This is a genomic window from Sulfitobacter albidus, from assembly GCF_018200035.1.
Classification (GTDB): Bacteria; Pseudomonadota; Alphaproteobacteria; order Rhodobacterales; family Rhodobacteraceae; genus Sulfitobacter; species Sulfitobacter albidus.
In genome coordinates, this window is sequence record NZ_CP073581.1 from 2,545,505 (window position 1) to 2,563,282 (window position 17,778).

Sequence of the window (17,778 nt, forward strand, 5' to 3'; positions counted from 1 at the left end):
TCCCGCCGCGCTTATCCCTGACCCTGTGCCGCCATCAGCTGACGCAGCAACATCTCTTCGGACATGCTATCCTCTTCGGGCTTGTCCTGCTCGGCACCCATCAAAAGCGCCATCGCGTCCTCTTCGGGCTCGTCGACCTCGATCTGGGTCTGGTTCGATTCGATCAGACGCTCGCGCAGATCCTGCGCCGATTGTGTCTCTTCCGCGATCTCGCGCAGCGAGACGACGGGGTTCTTGTCGTTGTCGCGGTCCACTGTGGCGGGCGACCCGGCCGAGATTTCGCGGGCGCGGTGCGCAGCAAGCATCACCAGTTCGAAACGGTTGGGTACCTTATCAACGCAGTCTTCGACGGTCACGCGGGCCATGGGGATGCTCCAATCTCAAGCTTGGGTAAGAATGCGCTATCTAGGGCGGATCGTGCAGATTTACAAGCAGGTATTACAGGGGCTTCACCTCTGCCAATGCCTCAGGCGGCAGGGCATCGTACATCTCGCGCACGCTGCGCCCCAACAGCGGGTGGACCCACTCGGGCGCGACGTCCATCAAGGGCACGAGAACAAAGGCACGGTCCTGCACGCGCGGGTGTGGCAGGATCAGCTCTTGTGGGGCGCGCAACCGCTGGGCCTGCGGATCCAGATCGCGCCACTGCGCATGGGTGCGCGCGTCGGGCAGCACCGTGGCGCCGCACGCGATCAGATCCAGATCCAGCGTGCGCTGGCCCCAGCGCACGGCACGCACCCGCCCCTGCGTGCTTTCGATGCTGTGCAGATGGGCGAGGGCCTCCTGCGGCGACCAGCCGACCTCGACCGCCAGCGCCGCGTTCACGAACGCAGGCCCGCTGCCCGGCGGAAAGGCCGGTGTCGCGAAAAAGCGGCTCACCCGCGGCGCCGCACCGCTCAAATCCGCCAGCACTTCAATCGCTGATTGAATTATTGCGCGCGGGCTGGCATCTTCATAAGGTGCGTTGGATCCCAGCGCGACGAGTATTGTTGACCTGACGGAGGGCGATTTTCCGCCGCTTTTCCCCGTTGTTGCATATTGCGACATCTGCAAATTTCCCTATGTGTTCACCGCGTAGCGTACCGTGGATGTGATACGAGTTGAATTTTACAAAACACATCTTTGGCGCAGGGTGCGGCAGACGCATCCGAAAGATTGGCCCAAAAAGGAATTTACATGTTTTATAAGGACGAGCGGCTTGCGCTCTTTATTGACGGCTCGAATCTCTACGCAGCGGCCAAGGCTCTCGGTTTCGACATAGATTACAAACTGTTGCGGCAGGAATTCATGCGGCGCGGCAAACTGCTGCGCGCTTTTTACTATACCGCCCTTCTGGAAAACGACGAATATTCTCCCATTCGCCCCCTGGTCGATTGGCTGCACTACAACGGTTTTTCCATGGTGACAAAACCGGCCAAGGAATACACCGACAGCATGGGGCGCCGGAAGGTGAAGGGGAACATGGATATCGAGCTGGCGGTTGACGCGATGGAACTGGCGCCGCGCGTCGATCACATCGTCATCTTTTCGGGCGACGGTGATTTCCGCCCGCTGGTCGAATCATTGCAACGTCAGGGCGTGCGCGTCTCGGTCGTCTCGACCATCCGCAGCCAGCCCCCGATGATCTCGGACGAATTGCGCCGCCAGGCGGACAATTTCATCGACCTTGACGATCTGCGCGACGTGATCGGCCGCCCGCCCCGCGATCCCGCGCCCGCCCGCGACGACGACTGACAGCGCGCAAAAAAATGCCCCGGCCCCCCAAGTGAGGCAGCCGGAGCATTGGCGTCATGAAAACGACAGGCGAATATGCGACGTGCGTTGCACGCTGCCCACTCCTTAACATAACCTGACCGGGACCCCGTTGGTCCCCCCTGTTCGGGGGGATATGTCAGGAAAGTGCCAGTGCTCCTCGATACCGCCGCGAAAATCGAGAATGAAACCGATCCGGACTGCCTCTGGCAGGCCGCGCGCGAGGGTCTTGGGACGGCGGGCATTGACCACATGGTCTATATCACCGTCGGCAATGATTTCTCGGACCTCTTCGTGCGCACCACCGTCAAGGAGTTGTATCACGAGCGTCCACCGCGGGAGGATCCGTTCCTGCGCTACTGCTGCGAAAGTTACGAAGTGATTCTCGCCGGCGCGGCCTTTGTCGACCGCCATCCCTATATCTCGCCCGAAGAACGTGCGTTCATCGAACGCGCCGCGACCTTCGGGTTCAACGCCGCACTCGCCATACCGATGCGCCTGATGGGGGCCGACCGATTTGGCGGCTTTATCATCGGCAACGGACAATCAGCTGTCGATTTCCAGCGCACCATCGTGCCGCGCACCGAAGAGCTGCGGCTGTTTTGCATGATCGTCCACCGCCGCCTCGAAGAATTGATCCCCCGCGCGGACCGGCCCGCCCGCACCGAGCGTCCCGCGCTGGTGGCCCGCGCCCTGCCCGCGGCGTTCGATCAGCTCACCCCGCGCGAAACCGAGGTGATCCTGATGCTCGCCCAGGGCAAAACCCGCGCCCAAAGCGCCAGGATCTGCGGCATCTCTATCCACACGCTGTCGGATTACGCCAAACAGGGCTATCGCAAACTGGGCGTGACCAGCGCGGCGGCGGCGGCAGCCCTGCTGCTGGAAGAGGCCGGTGGGCTTCCCGGTGTCGCACCCTCCGGCCGCCGCAGCCCGTAGACCTTCGCGCCCGCACCCCTTATGTCTGGTGCACGACACAGACCGGAGCCCGCCCATGTCCAATGCCCCCCTGACCCTGTATCTCGCCGCCCCGCGCGGGTTCTGCGCGGGCGTGGACCGCGCGATCAAGATCGTCGAGATGGCGCTGGAAAAATGGGGCGCGCCCGTCTACGTGCGCCACGAGATCGTGCATAACAAATTCGTCGTCGACGGGCTGCGCGACAAGGGCGCCGTATTTGTCGAAGAGCTGTCGGAATGTCCCGACGACCGCCCGGTCATCTTTTCCGCCCACGGCGTGCCCAAATCCGTGCCCAGCGCCGCGCAGGCGCGCAACATGGTCTATGTCGATGCCACCTGCCCGCTGGTCAGCAAGGTCCATATCGAAGCACAGCGCCACGCCGACAACGGCCTGCAAATGGTGATGATCGGCCACGCGGGCCATCCCGAAACCGTCGGCACGATGGGCCAGTTGCCCGAGGGCGAGGTGCTGCTGGTCGAGACGCCGGATGACGTGGCCACGCTCGACGTGCGCGACCCCGCGCGGCTGGCCTACGTCACGCAGACCACGCTCAGCGTTGACGATACCGCCGATATCGTCGCGGCCCTTCAGGCGCGCTTCCCGGCCATCGTCGGCCCGCACAAGGAAGACATCTGCTACGCCACCACCAACCGTCAGGAAGCGGTCAAGGCGATGGCCCCCAAATGCGACGCGATGCTGGTGGTCGGCGCGCCCAACTCGTCGAATTCCAAACGTCTGGTCGAGGTCGGCGCCCGCGCCGGCTGCGCCTACGCCCAGCTGGTCCAGCGCGCCGATGACATCGACTGGCGCGCGCTCGACGGGATCACCTCGGTCGGCATCACCGCCGGGGCCTCGGCGCCCGAAGTGCTCATCAACGAGGTCATCGATGCCTTCCGCGCCCGCTATGACGTGACGACCGAATTGGTCGAGACGGCGGTCGAGAATGTCGAATTCAAGGTGCCCCGCGTCCTGCGCGAACCCGCGTGAGCGAACCCGTCGACTTCGACGGCCGGATCGAGCCGATGGAATGGGGGCGCAACACCTATACCGTGGTGCGCCTGCCAGAGGCCATCCTCGCCCGGCTTGGCCACCCCAAGCGGGTGGAGGGGGAGATCGCCGATCATCCCGTCAATCTTGCCGTCACACGCGCGCCGGTCCTTGACGATGCGTTTCTCTACACCGGCAAGGCGCTGCTGAAGGCCGCCGACATCGCGCCGGGGGACGAAATCACCATCCGCCTTCGCGCCGCCGATCCGAACCACGTCGACACCCCGAGGATGTGCTGCTGGCCCTGCGCCAATCCGAACGTCTGACCGCGTGGAACGCCCTCACCCCCGGCAAACGCCGCGGCCTCATCGCCCCGATCGAGGCCGCCGCCCGCCCCGAAACCCGCGCCAAACGCATCGCGGCCCTGCTGCGCGCGCTGTAGCCGCTATTCCGCGTTGGGCCGCACACGGGCCGCCGATTTATCCGCAAATGCCGCCAAGCGCGCGCGCGCATCGGGCTGGGTGTTGACCACGCCTGCGACGACCGCCTCGGCATAGGCCGCATCCAGCGCCGACATGTTCTGCATGTGGCTCACGGCCGAGCAGATGGCGAAATTCGTCAGCGGCAGGTTGGCGGCGGCCTTGCGTGCCAGCTCCATCGCCAGATCCATGCTCGACCCTTCCACGCGGTACTGTGCCATGCCGATATCGACCGCCTCCTGCCCCTGATAGACGCGGCCCGTCAGCATCATATCGATCATCCGCGCCTTGCCCACCAGATCGGTCACGCGGATCGTGGCGCCGCCACCGGTAAACAGCCCCCTCTGCCCCTCGGGCAGCGCGAAATAGGTCGTGGCATCCATCACCCGCACGTGGGCCGCACTTGCCAGCTCCAGCCCGCCGCCCACCACGGCGCCCTTGAGCGCGGCGATCACCGGCACGCCGCCGTATTCCATCTTGTTGAACGCCTCGTGCCAGCGCAGGCAGACGTGCATGAAATCCGCCGGGCTGCGGTCGGCGTCGTGATGCTCGATCAGGTCCAGCCCCGCGCAGAAGTGATCCCCCGCGCCGGCCAGCACCACCGCCTTGACCCCCGCCCGCGGGGCGTCGGCGAAGAACGCGATCAGCTCTTCGATGGTGTCGATGTCCAGCGCGTTGCGCTTGGCCGGACGGTTCAGCGTCACCGTCCAGACGCCGCTGGGGTCCTCGTCAAGCTTGAGGTTGGTGAAACGGGCGGGATCAATGGTCAGCGCCATGGCAATGTCCTTTCGGAAGAATATCCCCCCAATGACATCCCTGCGCCCGCGAAAAGCAAGCCCCATCGCCGCCCGCGCCCGTGACGTAGCGTTACCGCCATGCCTTCACAAGCACGGCACCGGGGCGTAGCCTGCCCACATCCGCATCCCGAAAGGCCGCCCCATGATCTCCCTTCAATTCCTGCTCACCGCTCTTGTCGTCGTCATCGCGCCGGGCACCGGCGTCATCTACACGCTGGCGCTTGGCCTCGGACGCGGCAGGCGCGCCGCACTCTGGGCCGCCCTTGGCTGCACCTTCGGGATCGTGCCGCACCTCGCCGCCGCCACGCTGGGGCTGGCCGCCGTGCTGCACACCTCGGCACTGCTGTTCACAGCCGTAAAATGGGCCGGCGTCGCCTACCTGCTGTATCTCGCATGGAGCAGCCTGCGCGCGGGCGGCGCGCTCAACGTTTCGGCGGCGCAGACGCGCCAGCCCGGTTGGGTGATCGCCCGGCGCGGCGCGCTCATCAACATCCTCAACCCGAAACTGTCGATCTTCTTTCTCGCGCTGCTGCCGCCTTTCCTGTCGGGCAATCCGGCCACCGCCACGGCGGAAATGGCCCTGCTGGGCGCGGTGTTCATGGCGATGACGTTCGGCGTGTTCGTGGCCTACGGCGTCTTTGCCGCCGCCGCGCGCCGGTGGCTTTTGGGGTCCGAGCGGGCGATGGCGTGGCTCTCGCGCTCCTTTGCGGCGATCTTCGCCGCACTCGCGGGCCGGTTGGCGCTGGAGCGTGCCTGAGCTACATCCCGAACACGCCTAACCGGAGAGCCCCATGCACCCCATCCCCCGCGCCCCGCTGATCCTTGGCCTCGCCGGCCTCATCCCCTTTGTCTGGGGCGCCGCCACCGTGCTCTCCGACAGCCTCGCGCAACAGGGGCTTGCATGGTTCGGCCCCCGCTTCATCGGCCCCTATGTGCAGCTGTTCTACGGCGCGGTGATCCTGTCGTTCATGTCCGGCGTGCTGTGGGGGTTCGCAACCAAGGCCGAGGGCGCCCGCGCGGCCACCGGCTACGCCCTGTCGGTCATCCCCGCGCTCTGGGCGTTCCTGATGACGGGCGACGGCCCGACCAGCGCCAGCCTGAACCTGATGATCGGCTTTGCCGGCCTGCTGCTGCTGGATTTTGCGTTCTGGCAATGGGGCCTCGCCCCGCGCTGGTGGCTGTCGCTGCGGGTCCTTCTGACGGTCATCGTACTCGCCTGCCTTGCGGTGACGGCCTTCCTATGAGCCACGATGACGAAACCCTGCGCGTCTACGCCACCCGCACCGCCGACTACGCCAAATTCGCGCAGATCGAGGATCCGCATCTCGCCACGTTCATCGCGCGGCTGAAACCGGGCGCGCAGGTGCTCGACCTCGGCTGCGGCCCGGGCCACGCCGCCGCCGCCATGGCAGATGCGGGTCTGCACCCCGCCGCCACCGACGCCGTGGCCGAAATGGTCGCCCTCGCCGCCCGGCATCCGGGTGTGACGGCGCGGCAGATGACGTTCGACCAAATCGCCGGAGAAGACCTCTACGACGGGATCTGGGCCAACTTCAGCCTGCTGCACGCGGCGCGCGCCGACCTGCCCCGCCACCTGAGCGCGCTGCACCGTGCCCTGCGCCCCGGCGGCGCCTTCCACATCGGCATGAAGACCGGCACCGGCACGCAGCGCGACGCCATCGGCCGCCGCTACACCTACGTCACCGAGGCGGAACTGCGCGGCCTGCTCGCGGACGCAGGCTTTACCGTGACCGCCGCCACCACCGGGCGCGATAAAGGGCTGGACGGCACCTATGCCGATTGGATAACCCTCGCGGCATATGGCTAAACTCTACGCATACACCGACGGCGCCTGCAGCGGAAACCCCGGCCCCGGTGGCTGGGGCGCCCTGATGATCGCCCGCGACGGCGACACAGTCGTCAAGGAACGCGAACTCAAGGGCGGCGAAGCGGCGACCACCAACAACCGTATGGAGCTCATGGCCGCCATCTCGGCGCTCGAAGCGCTCGCCCGCGATACCGAAATCACCATCGTCACCGACAGCAACTACGTCAAAAACGGGATCACCGGCTGGATCTTCGGCTGGAAGAAAAACGGCTGGAAAAACGCAGCCAAAAAACCCGTCAAGAATGCCGAGCTCTGGCAGCGCCTCGACGCCGCCAACGCGCGCCACCGCGTGACGTGGGAATGGGTCAAGGGCCACGCAGGCCACCCCGAGAACGAGCGCGCCGATGCGCTGGCCCGCGCGGGTATGGCGCCGTTCAAGAAATGATCACCGTCACCTGCCCCGTCGCCCTGCACCCCGACGGCGCACCGCTGCGGATCGCGAGGGCCGACGCGCTGCTCTTTGCCGAAACCACGCAGCCCCCCGCCCCCGCCGCCGCTCATCTGCTCTTTGATGCCCTCGGGCTCGAGACGCGCAGCGCCCTGCCGCTCGGCACCTCGACGGACATCACCAAAGGCGCCGAATGGCACTTCATCCTGTGCCGCATCAAACCGCCCGTGCGCGAAACCTGGCGCCATCTCACCCCCGACGGCACCTTGGTGACAGGCCGCTGGATCCCCTTGAGCGACGCGGGCAACCACCCCGCCCTCGACTGGATCCGCGCCACGCTATGACCCTGCTCTGCGTGCTCGATTACGCCTCGGTCCTCGTCTTTGCGATCACCGGTGCACTGGTGGCCTCCCGCGCGCAGCTTGATCTGGTGGGCTTTGCCTTCATCGCCTGCCTAACGGCGGTGGGCGGCGGCACGATCCGCGACGTGCTGCTCGACCGCAACCCGATCTTCTGGATCGCCGCCCCGGGCTACATCGCCACCGCCTGCGCCGCCGCGCTCACGATCTTTCTGACGGCCCACCTGATCGAAAGCCGCCTGCGCACCCTCGTCTGGCTCGACAGCATCGCGCTTGCCATCGCCGTGGCCGCAGGGGCGGGTGTCGCCATCGGCCTTGGTCACTCCATCCCCATCATCATCCTGATGGGCATGATTACCGGCTGCATGGGCGGGCTGATGCGCGACGTGGTCGTGGGCGAAGTCCCTCTCGTGCTCAAACAGGGCGAGCTCTACGTCACCGCCGCCTTCGCGGGTGCTGCCACGGCTGCCACACTCGCAACGCTCGCCCTCCCCTCCCCGCTTCTGATCGGCGCGACCGTCACCTGGGCCTTGCGCGCAGGCTCGCTCGCCTTCGGCTGGCATCTGCCCGTCTACAAAAGCCGCCCACCGCGCGCAAAACGCTAGCGCAAAGGCGCTCCCCAACCTGCACCCTTTCAAAAATACCTAAATCCGACACCTGCCGCAGGCACCCGGTCCGTTTTCAGCGCCGCCAGTGAAACGGCACGATCACCAGCGCCCCGATGGACGAGACGATCGCATTCATCCCCGCCGATCCAAAGCCAAACCCGAACATCAACCGCACGAAATAGAACAAGAACGCCCCGCCCACGCAGATGATGATCGATTGAAGGATCCCGTTATGGGTCCATCCCGTCTTTTCCGAGACATAGCCGATGATGCCAGCGATCACGACCGTGCCGATGATGGTGGGAAGCATGGATCAACCTTCCAATACGGTGCCCGCGGCAATTGCCTTGCCGCGCTGAAACTCTGCCGCATCCTGCGCGCCCTTGCCCGCCCTTTGCAAGCGGATCAACTGCACGGCACCGTCACCGCAGGCAATCGTCAGCGCGTCGTCCAGTACCTCGCCCGGCCCGCCGGCCGCCGCAACCACCCGCGAGGCCAGCACCTTGATGCGCGTGCCCTCGTGCTGGAACCACGCACCGGGAAAGGGCGACAGCCCGCGGATCAGGCGATCCACCTCGACCGCAGGGCGGGTCCAGTCAATGCGGGCCTCGGCCTTGTCGATCTTTTCGGCGTAGGTGACGCCCGCGTCGGGCTGCGCCTCGGGGTGAGCCCGTCCAGATCGGCCAACGCCGCGACAATCGCCCGCGCGCCCAGCGCGCTCAGCCGGTCGTGCAGGGCGGCGGTGGTCTCCTCCGCGCCGATCTCGACCGTGTGGCGCAACAAGACCGGGCCGGTGTCGAGCCCCGCCTCCATCTGCATGATGCACACCCCGGTTTCCGTATCACCCGCCATGATCGCACGGTGGATCGGGGCCGCCCCGCGCCAGCGCGGCAACAGGCTTGCGTGGATGTTCAGACAGCCGCGTGCGGGCGCGTCCAGCACGGCCTGCGGCAGGATCAGACCGTAGGCGACGACCACCCCGATCTCTGCATCCAACGCGGCCAGATCCGCCTGCACCGCTGGCTCCCGCAGGCTCACCGGCGTGCGCACCTCGATGCCCATCTCCTCGGCGCGCGCGTGCACCGGGCTGGGCCGGTCCCGCTTGCCGCGCCCCGCCGGGCGGGGGGGCTGCGAATAGACCGCCGCGACCTCGTGCCCGGCCTCGACCAGCGCGTCGAGCACCGGCACCGAGAACTCCGGCGTGCCCATGAACACCACCCGCATCAGCCGCCCGCCTTTTTTGCGCGCCGCAAGAGCATGTCGCGTTTGACCTTGCTCAAGCGGTCAAAATACATCCGCCCGGCCAGATGGTCGATCTGGTGCTGCACGCTCGTGGCGTCAAGGCCGACAAAGTCGCGCTCCACCGTCTCGCCGCTCTCCTCCATGAACCGCACCCGCACACCGCGCGGCCGCTTCACCGTGGCCGACACGCCGGGCAGACACGGGCTTGCCTCCTCATGGGCGTTCAGGATGGCCGAGGCATCAATGATCTCCGGGTTCGCCAGCCGGATCCGCTTGTTGCGCGCCTCAGAGGTATCCACCACGGCCAGCGCCTGCAGCACGCCGATCTGCGGCGCGCCAAGGCCCACGCCGGGCATCGCATCCATCGTATCGATCATATCGTCCCAGATCGCGCGGATCTCGTCCGTCACCTCGGCGATGGGCGTGCAGGCCGTGCGCAACCGCTTGTCCGGCCAGCGCAGGATGGGCCGCACGCTCATGCCACAAACTCCGCTTCGAGCGCGGCGCGGGTGTCGGCATCCAGATGGTCAAACGTCACCACCCCGTCGAGGTGATCCAGCTCATGCTGCGCGCAAACGGCGGCAAACCCGGTAAAGCGCTGCACATAGCGCGCGCCGTTCAAGCCGGTCCACACCATCTGCACCTCGGTGGCGCGGCGCACATCGGCGCTCACGCCCGGAATGCTCAAACAGCCCTCGGGGCCCACCGCGCTTTCCTCGCCTACTTCCGTCAGCATCGGGTTGATGCAGACCAGCGGATCGGGCTTGCCCTCTTTCCAGCCGACATCCATCACGAACATCCGGTGCAGGTGGCCCACCTGCGGCGCGGCCAGACCGCGGCCGGGAGCGGCATACATCGTCTCGAGCATATCGCGCGCCAGCGTCTCGATCTCGGGCGAGACCGCCGCGACCGGCACGCAGGTCTCCCGCAGCACCGGGTCAGGCCAGCGGCGGATCTCCAGCACGCTCATCCGCGCGCCAGCTCACGTTTGAACTTCACCATCTTGCGGGTGATCATCTGACGGCGCAGCGGCTTGAGGTGGTCGATGAACAGCTTGCCATCCAGATGGTCGATCTCGTGCTGCACGCAGGTCGCCCACAGCCCGTCCATCCCTTCGCGGTGCTCCTTGCCGTCGGCATCCAGCCAACGCACCTCAACCTCCGCCGGGCGGGTCACGTCCGCGAATTGCTCCGGCAGGCTCAGACAGCCTTCCTCGTAGGTGTTCAGCGCGTCCGACGACGCTGTGATCTCGGGGTTGAACATCACCAGCGGGCGCGGCGCCTCGCCCTCTTCCTTGACGCAGTCAAGCACGACCAGACGGTGCAGCACGCCCACCTGCGGCGCGGCGAGCCCGACACCGGGGGCGTCGTACATCGTGGCCAGCATGTCGTCGGCAAGGCTGCGCAGATCATCCGTGATCTCCTGCACCGGCGGGCAGGATTTCTTCAGACGCGGGTCGGGGTGATAAAGGATCGGGCGTTTCATGCGGCTGATGTAGGGCACCCCCGCCGATCCCGCAAGCGGGGCTTGCGCCCAGCCCCCCGCACGCTACCCTCGCGCCAAACCCGGACAGGAGAGTACCCCCATGAGTTTTGACACCCCGATCGACCGCCGCGGCACCCACTGCGTGAAATGGGACGCGATGGAAAGCCTGTATGGCGTGCCCGCCGATACCGGGATTTCCATGTGGGTGGCCGACATGGATTTCAAAACCGCCCCCGTGGTGCAACAGGCCGTGCAGGACATGGTCGATCACGGCGTCTATGGCTATTTTGGCGACGACAGCAAATACCGCGCCGCGATCCAGTGGTGGATGCGGCAGCGTCACGGCTGGGATCTCGATCCCGCGCATATCTTTACCACCCATGGCCTCGTGAACGGCACGGCCATGTGCGTCGATGCCTTCACCGCGCCGGGTGACGGTGTGGTGCTGTTCACCCCCGTCTATCACGCCTTTGCCAAGGTGATTAACGCCGCCGGGCGCCGCGTGGTCGAATGCGAGATGCACCAGACCGATGGCCGCTACACCATGGATTTCGACGCCTATGACGCGCAGATGGACGGCTCTGAGACGATGGTCGTGCTCTGCTCCCCGCACAATCCCGGCGGCACCGTCTGGACCCGCGACGAGCTGCAAGCCGTCGCCGATTTCGCCAGGCGTCACGATCTGGTGCTTGTCTCGGACGAGATCCACCACGATCTGGTGATGCCCGGCCACACCCACATCCCCATGGCCAATATCGACGGTATTGCCGACCGGCTGGTGATGATGACCGCCACGACCAAGACGTTCAACATCGCGGGCAGCCATTCCGGCAACGTCATCATCGCCGATCCGGACCTGCGCGCCAAATTCGGCGCGCGCATGGCCGCCCTTGGCCTGTCGCCCAACAGCTTTGGTCTGTTCATGGCGACCGCTGCCTATTCGCCGGAGGGCGCGGCATGGGTCGACGATCTTGTGGGCTATCTCGATGGCAACCGGCGCCTGTTCGACGATGCGGTCAACGCGATCCCGGGCCTGAAATCCATGCCGCTCGAGGCGACCTATCTCGCCTGGGTAGATTTTGACGGCACCGGAATGACCCGCGAGGAATTCACCAACCGGGTCGAGCAGAAGGCGGGAATTGCCGCCAACCACGGACCGACCTTCGGCACCGGCGGCGAAAGCTTCCTGCGGTTCAACATCGCCACACCGCGCGCGCGGGTCGAGGAAGCCTGCGCCCGTCTGGCAGACGCGTTCGGCGACCTGCAGTAAGCCTAGCGGCTGGCGTGCTGGACGGGATCCATCGCCTCGCGGGCGGCCAAATCGGGTCGTCCCGCGCGGCGCACGGCATAGTGCCGCTCGTCGCCCACCGCGTGCGATCCGGTAATCACACCGCTGTACAAAAGCTCCGAGCCATCGAATACGCTGACAAGCCCGGTCAGCGCCGGCGTGCCCTCGGATGCGGTGACAAACCCGCGTGACCAGCTGCGCAGCACGGCGAGCAGAATGCCGCCCGCATCCACATGCAACTGGCGGTGACGGTTCGCGGCAGACACCCTTGGGCGTGCCTTGTCGGGCGTGAATCCCTGCGGCAGAAAAATATCCATGAAACCTCCTCCCAGTACTCTGCTCAAAGTTGTGTCGATCTTTCGTTAAGGCAACCCGATTCGTCAAAAATTCCCCGCTGTGCATCTGCGCAGAGCAGATGCGCCGGGATCGGGGATTTCCCTGCGACAGGCCACGCCTATCTGATCCACAGCGAAAAAGGAGAGAGATATGGGACTGTTGATCGACGGCGAGTGGCACGACAGCTGGTACGACACCAAGAAAAGTGGCGGTGCGTTCAAACGGCAGGAATCGCAGTTTCGCAATTGGATCACCCCCGACGGCAGCGCGGGCCCCACGGGCGACGGGGGCTTTCCGGCCAAGGCGGGGCGCTATCACCTCTACGTCAGCCACGCCTGCCCATGGGCCCACCGCGCGCTGATCTTCCGCACGCTCAAGGGCCTTGAGGATTTGATCGACGTTTCCGTGGTGCATCCCGACATGCTGGGCGACGGGTGGAGCTTTGACGACAGCTTTGACGGCGCCACCGGGGATCGGCAGTTCGGCCTCCCCTTCGCGCGCGACCTCTACACCCGCGCGCAGGCTGATTTTACGGGCCGCGTCACCGTGCCCATCCTCTGGGACCGCGACCGCGATACCATCGTTTCCAACGAATCCTCCGAGATCATCCGCATGTTCAATTCAGCCTTCGACGGGCTGACCGGCAACACCGATGACTATTACCCTGCGGATCTGCATGGCGATATCGCGCCGGTCAACGACCGCATCTACGACACGCTCAACAACGGCGTCTACAAATCCGGTTTCGCGACCACGCAAGAGGCCTATGACGCCGCCGTGCACCCGCTGTTTGACACGCTCGACTGGCTGGAGGACCGGCTGGCCACAAACCGCTACCTCATGGGTGACCGGATCACCGAAGCGGATTGGCGGCTGTTCACCACCCTCGTGCGCTTTGATCTGGTCTATCACCAGCATTTCAAATGCAACCGCGCCCGGATCGTGGATTATCCCAACCTCTGGGCCTATACCCGCGAGCTGTTCCAGTGGGACGGTGTGGCCAATACGGTGCATTTCGATCATATCGTGCGCCACTACCACTACAGCCACGAAAGCATCAATCCGCACCGAATCCTTCCGATAAATCCGGTGATTGACTGGCTCGAACCGCACCGGCGCGGGTAGCTTCGTCAACGTCTGCGGGCGTGCGCGAATTGGAACGCTGCCCTGCCGGAGAGGGGGGCGCCGGTATCGGCGCATCTGGCACCGTCTGAGGCTCTTCGAATGGGTCGTCGGGCCGGTGCAGCTAACTGGCGCGCCGCTCGTCACTGTAATGCGCGACCATGGCCGCCAAATCCTCGGGCGGTGTGTCGCTTTGCACAAAGGCGCGCGCGTTCGCCGAATGGGCAAAGATCGACCCATCCGAGAAAAAGCTGGTGTTGGTGACAAAGATCACCCGCGCTTCGGGTTGGCGGTAATTGGCGTAATCCGAAATCGCCAGCGCCGAACCCTTGTCGATCACCAGATCAAGGATGATGATGTCGATCGTCTGCTCCGCAAGATGCGCAATCGCTTCGTCCTGCGTGCCCGAGACCGTCACGCTCATCCCCTGACGCTCAAGGTGCCGCGCCCAGATGCCCGCCAATTCTGACACGCTTTCAACGATCAAGACACGTGGCGGTTGATTGCTGGCACACTGCATCGGCACTCCTTTACCTGACTGAGCGTCGGTCCGATTTGGTTAACAAATTACTAACCAAAAGCGCTACTCTTGTAACTGCTTAACTTGCTCAGTCATATACGCGAAACTCCGCTTTGTGACAGGGGAGGTTTCGGCTGAATTTAGCGCATTTGACGCCTCGCGCGTTCAACCTTTCGGGAGGTCATCATGCACGCGCAGCATCGCGATCACGGTGGCGGTATCGATGCCGCCGCGCAAACCTACGGTGGCGATCGTGCCGACTGGATAGATTTATCAACTGGAATCAATCCGCTACCCTACGATCTGCCAGAGTTGAGCGCGCAGGATTGGGCCGCCCTGCCCGATACGGGCGCGCAGGACGCGCTTGCTGCGGCTGCACGGCGTTTCTGGGCCGTACCGCAGACGGCGGACCTGCTTGCCACGTCCGGCGCCTCTGCACCGATCGCGATGATTCCCCACCTGCGTCCCCCCGGCACCGTCGCGATCCCGGCTCCGACCTACAACGAACACGCCGCCGCCTTTCGCGCTGCGGGCTGGCACATTCACGACACGCCCACCGTCGGCGCACAGGCACAGGTCGCCGTGCATCCGAACAACCCAGACGGGAAGCTGACAGGAGCAAGCGATCTCACCGCCCCGCTGCGCATCATCGACGAAAGCTTTTGCGACGTCCGGCCTGACGCTTCGCTGATCGCGCACAGCGCGCAGCCCGGCACGCTAATCCTCAAGAGTTTTGGCAAGTTCTGGGGCCTCGCCGGTCTGCGGCTCGGCTTCGTCATCGGGGATCCGGAGCTGGTGGCACAGCTGCGCGAGCGGCTCGGCCCCTGGCCCGTGGCAGGCCCCGCGCTGCGCATCGGTGCGGCAGCGCTCAACGATCCCGACTGGGCCGCGCGCACCCGCGCCCGCCTGCACGCCGACGCCGCCCGCCTCGACGCGCTGATGCAAACCGCGGGCGCCCTATCGCTGGGCGGCACGACATTGTTTCGCCTCTACGAGGTGCACGACGCCGCCGCCTGGCAGGACCGTCTCGCCCGGCATCACATCTGGAGCCGCGTGTTCCCCTACAATCCCCGCTGGCTCCGCCTTGGCCTGCCGCCCGCCTCCGGCTGGGGCCGTCTGGCCCGCGCGCTGACATGACCGCCCTGCTCGCCGCCCTCCTGCTCGACGCCGCCTTGGGAGAGCCGCGCTGGCTCTGGCAGCGCCTGCCGCACCCTGCCGTGCTGATGGGACGCGCGGTCGGCGCGCTCGACCGCGCGCTCAACCATGGATCACAGCGCATCGCCAAAGGCGCCGCCGCGCTTGTGCTGCTGGTCCTTGGCGCGGGGATCCTCGGCCACGGTCTCAGCTTCGGCGGCCCCGTCGTGGAAATCGTGATCGCCGCGATCCTGCTCGCCCAACGCTCGCTGGTGCAGCATGTGCAGGCCGTGGCAGATGGTTTGCGCGTATCCTTGGGCGACGGACGCCGCGCGGTCGCGATGATCGTCAGCCGCGATACCGCCGCTATGGACACGCCCGCGACGGCCCGCGCCGCCATTGAGAGCGCCGCCGAAAACCTCTCGGACGGCGTGATCGCGCCTGCCTTCTGGTTCGCCGTGGCGGGCCTGCCCGGTCTGCTCATCTACAAGATCGTCAACACCGCCGACAGCATGATCGGCTACCGCACCCCGCAATACGACGCCTTTGGCAAAGCCGCCGCGCGTCTCGACGATCTGCTCAACTTTATACCCGCGCGGCTCACGGCGGTGCTGATCGCCCTGCCGGGGGCGTTCTGGGACAGTGGCGCGCCATCGCCGCCGACGCTGGTATGCACCGCTCCCCCAACGCCGGCTGGCCCGAGGCCGCCATGGCGCGCGCAATCTCGGTGGCCCTCGCCGGGCCGCGCGCCTATGATGGGCGGATGCAGACGTTCCCCTTTGTGAACCCCGAGGGCGCGCGCGACATCGGCGCCCCCGACATCGACGCCGCTATCCGGCGGCTGTGGCACGCCTGGGGTGTTCTGCTGGCCTTTGCGGCCATTGTAATACTGATTGATTGAGGTCTTTTCATGCGTTCCGTTTTCCTTGCCGCGGCCCTCGCCGCCCTTCCGCTCACCGCCCTTGCCAACACTCCCTGCGGCGGAAGCTTCAGCACCTTCATCGACGGGCTCAAGGCCGAGGCGATCGCCGAAGGCATCGCCCCCGAGACGGCCAATCGCTTTTTCCGCTCCGTGCGTCAGGATCCCGCCGTGCTACGCGCCGACCGCGCGCAGGGCGTCTTCCAGCGCCCCTTCATCGACTTTTCCCGCCGCCTGATCTCAAACGACCGTATCGCCGCCGGCCGCAGCAACGCCCAGCGCTACAACAGCGTGTTCAACCGGATCGAGGCCGACTACGGCGTCGACCGCAACGTGCTGCTGGCCTTCTGGGCGTTCGAGACGGACTACGGCTCGTTCCAGGGGGATTTCAACACCGCCAACGCCCTCGTCACCCTCGCCCACGATTGCCGTCGCCCCGACCTCTTCCGCCCGCAGGTCATCGCCGCGATAGAGCTTTTCGCGCGCGGTGAATTCGATCCCGCCACCACCACCGGCGCCTGGGCCGGGGAGATTGGCATGGTACAAATGCTGCCCCGCGACATCCTTGAGAACGGCACCGACGGCGACGGCGACGGGCGCGTGTCGCTGAAAACCTCGGCCCCCGACGCGCTGGTATCGGGCGGCAAGATGCTGTCGGAACTGGGCTGGCGCGCGAATGAGCCGTGGATCGACGAAGTCACCGTACCGCAGGGGTTCGACTGGGGCCTCAGCGGTCTGGACACCGTGAAACCGGGCGCCGAATGGGCCGCCCTTGGCGTCACCGCGCGTGACGGGCGTATCGCGGATCTGCCCGCTTCGCTGATCGTGCCGCAGGGGCGCGGCGGGCCTGCCTTCCTCACCTATCCAAATTTCAACGTCTATTTCGAATGGAACCAAAGCTTTACCTACGTGCTGACTGCCGCCTATTTCGCCACCCGGCTGGGCGGCGCGCAGGTCTATGACGCGGGCAGCCCCGAACCGGGGCTGAGCGGCGATCAGATGAAGGCGCTGCAATCCAAACTTCAGGCGCGCGGCTACGATGTGGGCAAGATCGACGGCATCCTCGGCGCCGGCACCCGCGCCGCCGTGCGCGCGGAACAGGAACGGCTTGGCCTGCCCGCCGACGCCTGGCCCACGCCCGCGCTTCTGAACGCGCTTTAGGGCCTGATCGGGAACCGCTGACCGTCCGCGGTCAGCATCACCAACCGCCCGTGACTGCGTACGAAACGGTCGCAGCGCGCGCGCCCGTTGCGGTAGGCGATGCAAACCGTGCCATCCGCGCCCACTTGAAACGTGCCGAACGCCGATTCGCCGCTGGCGTAGGTATAGCTGTACGCGCCGCCCACCGAATAGCGCGACCGGCCGCCCTCGTAGAACAGCACGTCGCCGCCGCGCGTCATCGCGACGACCTCCGCACGGCTCAGCGGTGTGTCGCCCGCAAGCGTGGCAAAGCCATCGGCAAAACCAATCGACGGAAGCAGGCAGAGGATCAGGGCAAAGCGCATGGGTCAGCCTACCC

25 protein-coding genes and 2 pseudogenes are annotated in these 17,778 nt (G+C 65.9%); 16 read left to right on the plus strand and 11 right to left on the minus strand.

What is annotated here, in order from left to right; all coding sequences use genetic code 11:
- Positions 1-11: 11 nt before the first annotated feature.
- Together rpoZ and folK are read right to left on the minus strand one after the other, a co-directional pair.
- A complete protein-coding gene (rpoZ, locus tag KDD17_RS12475; protein WP_212703960.1) occupies positions 12-365 on the minus strand; it encodes a DNA-directed RNA polymerase subunit omega in 354 nt (117 codons plus the stop codon).
- Between the two features lie 73 nt (positions 366-438).
- Complete coding sequence (gene folK, locus KDD17_RS12480) at positions 439-1,047, minus strand: 2-amino-4-hydroxy-6-hydroxymethyldihydropteridine diphosphokinase (protein ID WP_212703961.1); 609 nt, start codon at positions 1,045-1,047, stop codon at positions 439-441.
- A 129-nt stretch (positions 1,048-1,176) separates the two neighbouring features.
- Between folK and KDD17_RS12485 the strand changes: the two genes are divergently transcribed.
- The 5 genes from KDD17_RS12485 (at position 1,177) to KDD17_RS12505 (ending at position 4,136) form a co-directional block, all read left to right on the plus strand.
- Positions 1,177-1,734 (plus strand): LabA-like NYN domain-containing protein, encoded by a 558-nt coding sequence (locus tag KDD17_RS12485; RefSeq protein ID WP_212703962.1) that lies wholly within the window; start codon positions 1,177-1,179, stop codon positions 1,732-1,734.
- A 171-nt stretch (positions 1,735-1,905) separates the two neighbouring features.
- A complete protein-coding gene (locus KDD17_RS12490; protein WP_212703963.1) occupies positions 1,906-2,688 on the plus strand; it encodes a helix-turn-helix transcriptional regulator in 783 nt (260 codons plus the stop codon).
- 55 nt (positions 2,689-2,743) lie between these two features.
- Positions 2,744-3,694, plus strand: a complete 951-nt coding sequence (gene ispH / locus KDD17_RS12495) for a 4-hydroxy-3-methylbut-2-enyl diphosphate reductase (protein WP_212703964.1) — start codon at positions 2,744-2,746, stop codon at positions 3,692-3,694.
- The gene (locus tag KDD17_RS12500) at positions 3,691-4,020 is read left to right on the plus strand and encodes a DUF1905 domain-containing protein (RefSeq protein ID WP_212703965.1); all 330 of its coding nucleotides are present in this window, start codon (positions 3,691-3,693) and stop codon (positions 4,018-4,020) included. The genes ispH and KDD17_RS12500 overlap by 4 nt, the downstream gene beginning before the upstream one ends.
- Complete coding sequence (locus tag KDD17_RS12505) at positions 3,987-4,136, plus strand: YdeI/OmpD-associated family protein (RefSeq protein ID WP_212703966.1); 150 nt, start codon at positions 3,987-3,989, stop codon at positions 4,134-4,136. The genes KDD17_RS12500 and KDD17_RS12505 overlap by 34 nt, the downstream gene beginning before the upstream one ends.
- A 3-nt stretch (positions 4,137-4,139) precedes the next feature.
- On the opposite strand, the gene KDD17_RS12510 is transcribed toward KDD17_RS12505, so the two are convergent.
- A complete protein-coding gene (locus KDD17_RS12510) occupies positions 4,140-4,949 on the minus strand; it encodes a crotonase/enoyl-CoA hydratase family protein (RefSeq protein WP_431358126.1) in 810 nt (269 codons plus the stop codon).
- Between the two features lie 163 nt (positions 4,950-5,112).
- Here KDD17_RS12510 and KDD17_RS12515 point away from each other — a divergent pair, with 163 nt between their 5' ends.
- From KDD17_RS12515 to KDD17_RS12540, 6 genes are read left to right on the plus strand one after another with little or no spacing between them, the layout of a single operon-like run.
- On the plus strand, positions 5,113-5,727 hold the full coding sequence (locus tag KDD17_RS12515; protein ID WP_212703967.1) for a LysE family translocator: 615 nt from the start codon (positions 5,113-5,115) through the stop codon (positions 5,725-5,727).
- 34 nt (positions 5,728-5,761) lie between these two features.
- Positions 5,762-6,214, plus strand: a complete 453-nt coding sequence (locus KDD17_RS12520) for a DUF3429 domain-containing protein (protein ID WP_212703968.1) — start codon at positions 5,762-5,764, stop codon at positions 6,212-6,214.
- On the plus strand, positions 6,211-6,798 hold the full coding sequence (locus KDD17_RS12525) for a class I SAM-dependent methyltransferase (RefSeq protein ID WP_212703969.1): 588 nt from the start codon (positions 6,211-6,213) through the stop codon (positions 6,796-6,798). The genes KDD17_RS12520 and KDD17_RS12525 overlap by 4 nt, the downstream gene beginning before the upstream one ends.
- A complete protein-coding gene (gene rnhA / locus KDD17_RS12530) occupies positions 6,791-7,243 on the plus strand; it encodes a ribonuclease HI (protein ID WP_212703970.1) in 453 nt (150 codons plus the stop codon). Before KDD17_RS12525 ends, rnhA begins: the two co-directional genes overlap by 8 nt.
- Positions 7,240-7,590, plus strand: a complete 351-nt coding sequence (locus tag KDD17_RS12535) for a hypothetical protein (RefSeq protein ID WP_212703971.1) — start codon at positions 7,240-7,242, stop codon at positions 7,588-7,590. The genes rnhA and KDD17_RS12535 overlap by 4 nt, the downstream gene beginning before the upstream one ends.
- Positions 7,587-8,210 (plus strand): trimeric intracellular cation channel family protein, encoded by a 624-nt coding sequence (locus KDD17_RS12540; protein ID WP_212703972.1) that lies wholly within the window; start codon positions 7,587-7,589, stop codon positions 8,208-8,210. Before KDD17_RS12535 ends, KDD17_RS12540 begins: the two co-directional genes overlap by 4 nt.
- A gap of 76 nt (positions 8,211-8,286) precedes the next feature.
- On the opposite strand, the gene KDD17_RS12545 is transcribed toward KDD17_RS12540, so the two are convergent.
- The 5 genes and pseudogenes from KDD17_RS12545 to def (KDD17_RS12565) all read right to left on the minus strand — a co-directional run bounded on the left by KDD17_RS12545 (position 8,287) and on the right by def (KDD17_RS12565) (position 10,940).
- A complete protein-coding gene (locus tag KDD17_RS12545; RefSeq protein WP_212703973.1) occupies positions 8,287-8,523 on the minus strand; it encodes a hypothetical protein in 237 nt (78 codons plus the stop codon).
- 3 nt (positions 8,524-8,526) lie between these two features.
- Positions 8,527-9,437: pseudogene (gene fmt / locus KDD17_RS12550) on the minus strand (methionyl-tRNA formyltransferase).
- A complete protein-coding gene (def, locus tag KDD17_RS12555) occupies positions 9,437-9,934 on the minus strand; it encodes a peptide deformylase (protein WP_212703974.1) in 498 nt (165 codons plus the stop codon). Before def (KDD17_RS12555) ends, fmt begins: the two are co-directional and overlap by 1 nt.
- Complete coding sequence (gene def, locus KDD17_RS12560) at positions 9,931-10,425, minus strand: peptide deformylase (RefSeq protein WP_212703975.1); 495 nt, start codon at positions 10,423-10,425, stop codon at positions 9,931-9,933. The genes def (KDD17_RS12555) and def (KDD17_RS12560) overlap by 4 nt, the downstream gene beginning before the upstream one ends.
- Positions 10,422-10,940: a peptide deformylase gene (def, locus tag KDD17_RS12565; RefSeq protein ID WP_212703976.1), complete on the minus strand. Its 519-nt coding sequence runs from the start codon at positions 10,938-10,940 to the stop codon at positions 10,422-10,424. Before def (KDD17_RS12565) ends, def (KDD17_RS12560) begins: the two co-directional genes overlap by 4 nt.
- 100 nt (positions 10,941-11,040) lie before the next feature.
- On the opposite strand from def (KDD17_RS12565), the gene KDD17_RS12570 reads away from it, so the two are divergent.
- A complete protein-coding gene (locus tag KDD17_RS12570; RefSeq protein ID WP_212703977.1) occupies positions 11,041-12,210 on the plus strand; it encodes a MalY/PatB family protein in 1,170 nt (389 codons plus the stop codon).
- Between the two features lie 2 nt (positions 12,211-12,212).
- Here the strand turns inward: KDD17_RS12570 and KDD17_RS12575 are convergent, their stop codons facing one another.
- Positions 12,213-12,545, minus strand: a complete 333-nt coding sequence (locus KDD17_RS12575; protein ID WP_212703978.1) for a hypothetical protein — start codon at positions 12,543-12,545, stop codon at positions 12,213-12,215.
- A 169-nt stretch (positions 12,546-12,714) separates the two neighbouring features.
- Between KDD17_RS12575 and KDD17_RS12580 the strand changes: the two genes are divergently transcribed.
- A complete protein-coding gene (locus KDD17_RS12580) occupies positions 12,715-13,689 on the plus strand; it encodes a glutathione S-transferase family protein (RefSeq protein WP_212703979.1) in 975 nt (324 codons plus the stop codon).
- A 121-nt stretch (positions 13,690-13,810) separates the two neighbouring features.
- Here KDD17_RS12580 and KDD17_RS12585 read toward each other — a convergent pair whose 3' ends face one another.
- The gene (locus KDD17_RS12585; RefSeq protein ID WP_212703980.1) at positions 13,811-14,206 is read right to left on the minus strand and encodes a response regulator; all 396 of its coding nucleotides are present in this window, start codon (positions 14,204-14,206) and stop codon (positions 13,811-13,813) included.
- A gap of 186 nt (positions 14,207-14,392) precedes the next feature.
- Between KDD17_RS12585 and cobD the strand changes: the two genes are divergently transcribed.
- The 3 genes and pseudogenes from cobD (at position 14,393) to KDD17_RS12600 (ending at position 17,420) form a co-directional block, all read left to right on the plus strand.
- The gene (gene cobD / locus KDD17_RS12590; RefSeq protein ID WP_212703981.1) at positions 14,393-15,343 is read left to right on the plus strand and encodes a threonine-phosphate decarboxylase CobD; all 951 of its coding nucleotides are present in this window, start codon (positions 14,393-14,395) and stop codon (positions 15,341-15,343) included.
- Positions 15,340-16,241 (plus strand): annotated as a pseudogene (gene cbiB, locus KDD17_RS12595) (adenosylcobinamide-phosphate synthase CbiB). Before cobD ends, cbiB begins: the two are co-directional and overlap by 4 nt.
- 9 nt (positions 16,242-16,250) lie before the next feature.
- Entirely contained in the window at positions 16,251-17,420 is a 1,170-nt protein-coding gene (locus KDD17_RS12600; protein WP_212703982.1) for a lytic murein transglycosylase, read from the plus strand.
- Here KDD17_RS12600 and KDD17_RS12605 read toward each other — a convergent pair.
- Positions 17,417-17,764 carry a hypothetical protein gene (locus KDD17_RS12605; RefSeq protein ID WP_212703983.1) on the minus strand — a complete coding sequence of 116 codons (348 nt, stop codon included), beginning with the start codon at positions 17,762-17,764 and terminating at the stop codon, positions 17,417-17,419. The genes KDD17_RS12600 and KDD17_RS12605 overlap by 4 nt on opposite strands.
- Positions 17,765-17,778: the final 14 nt, after the last annotated feature.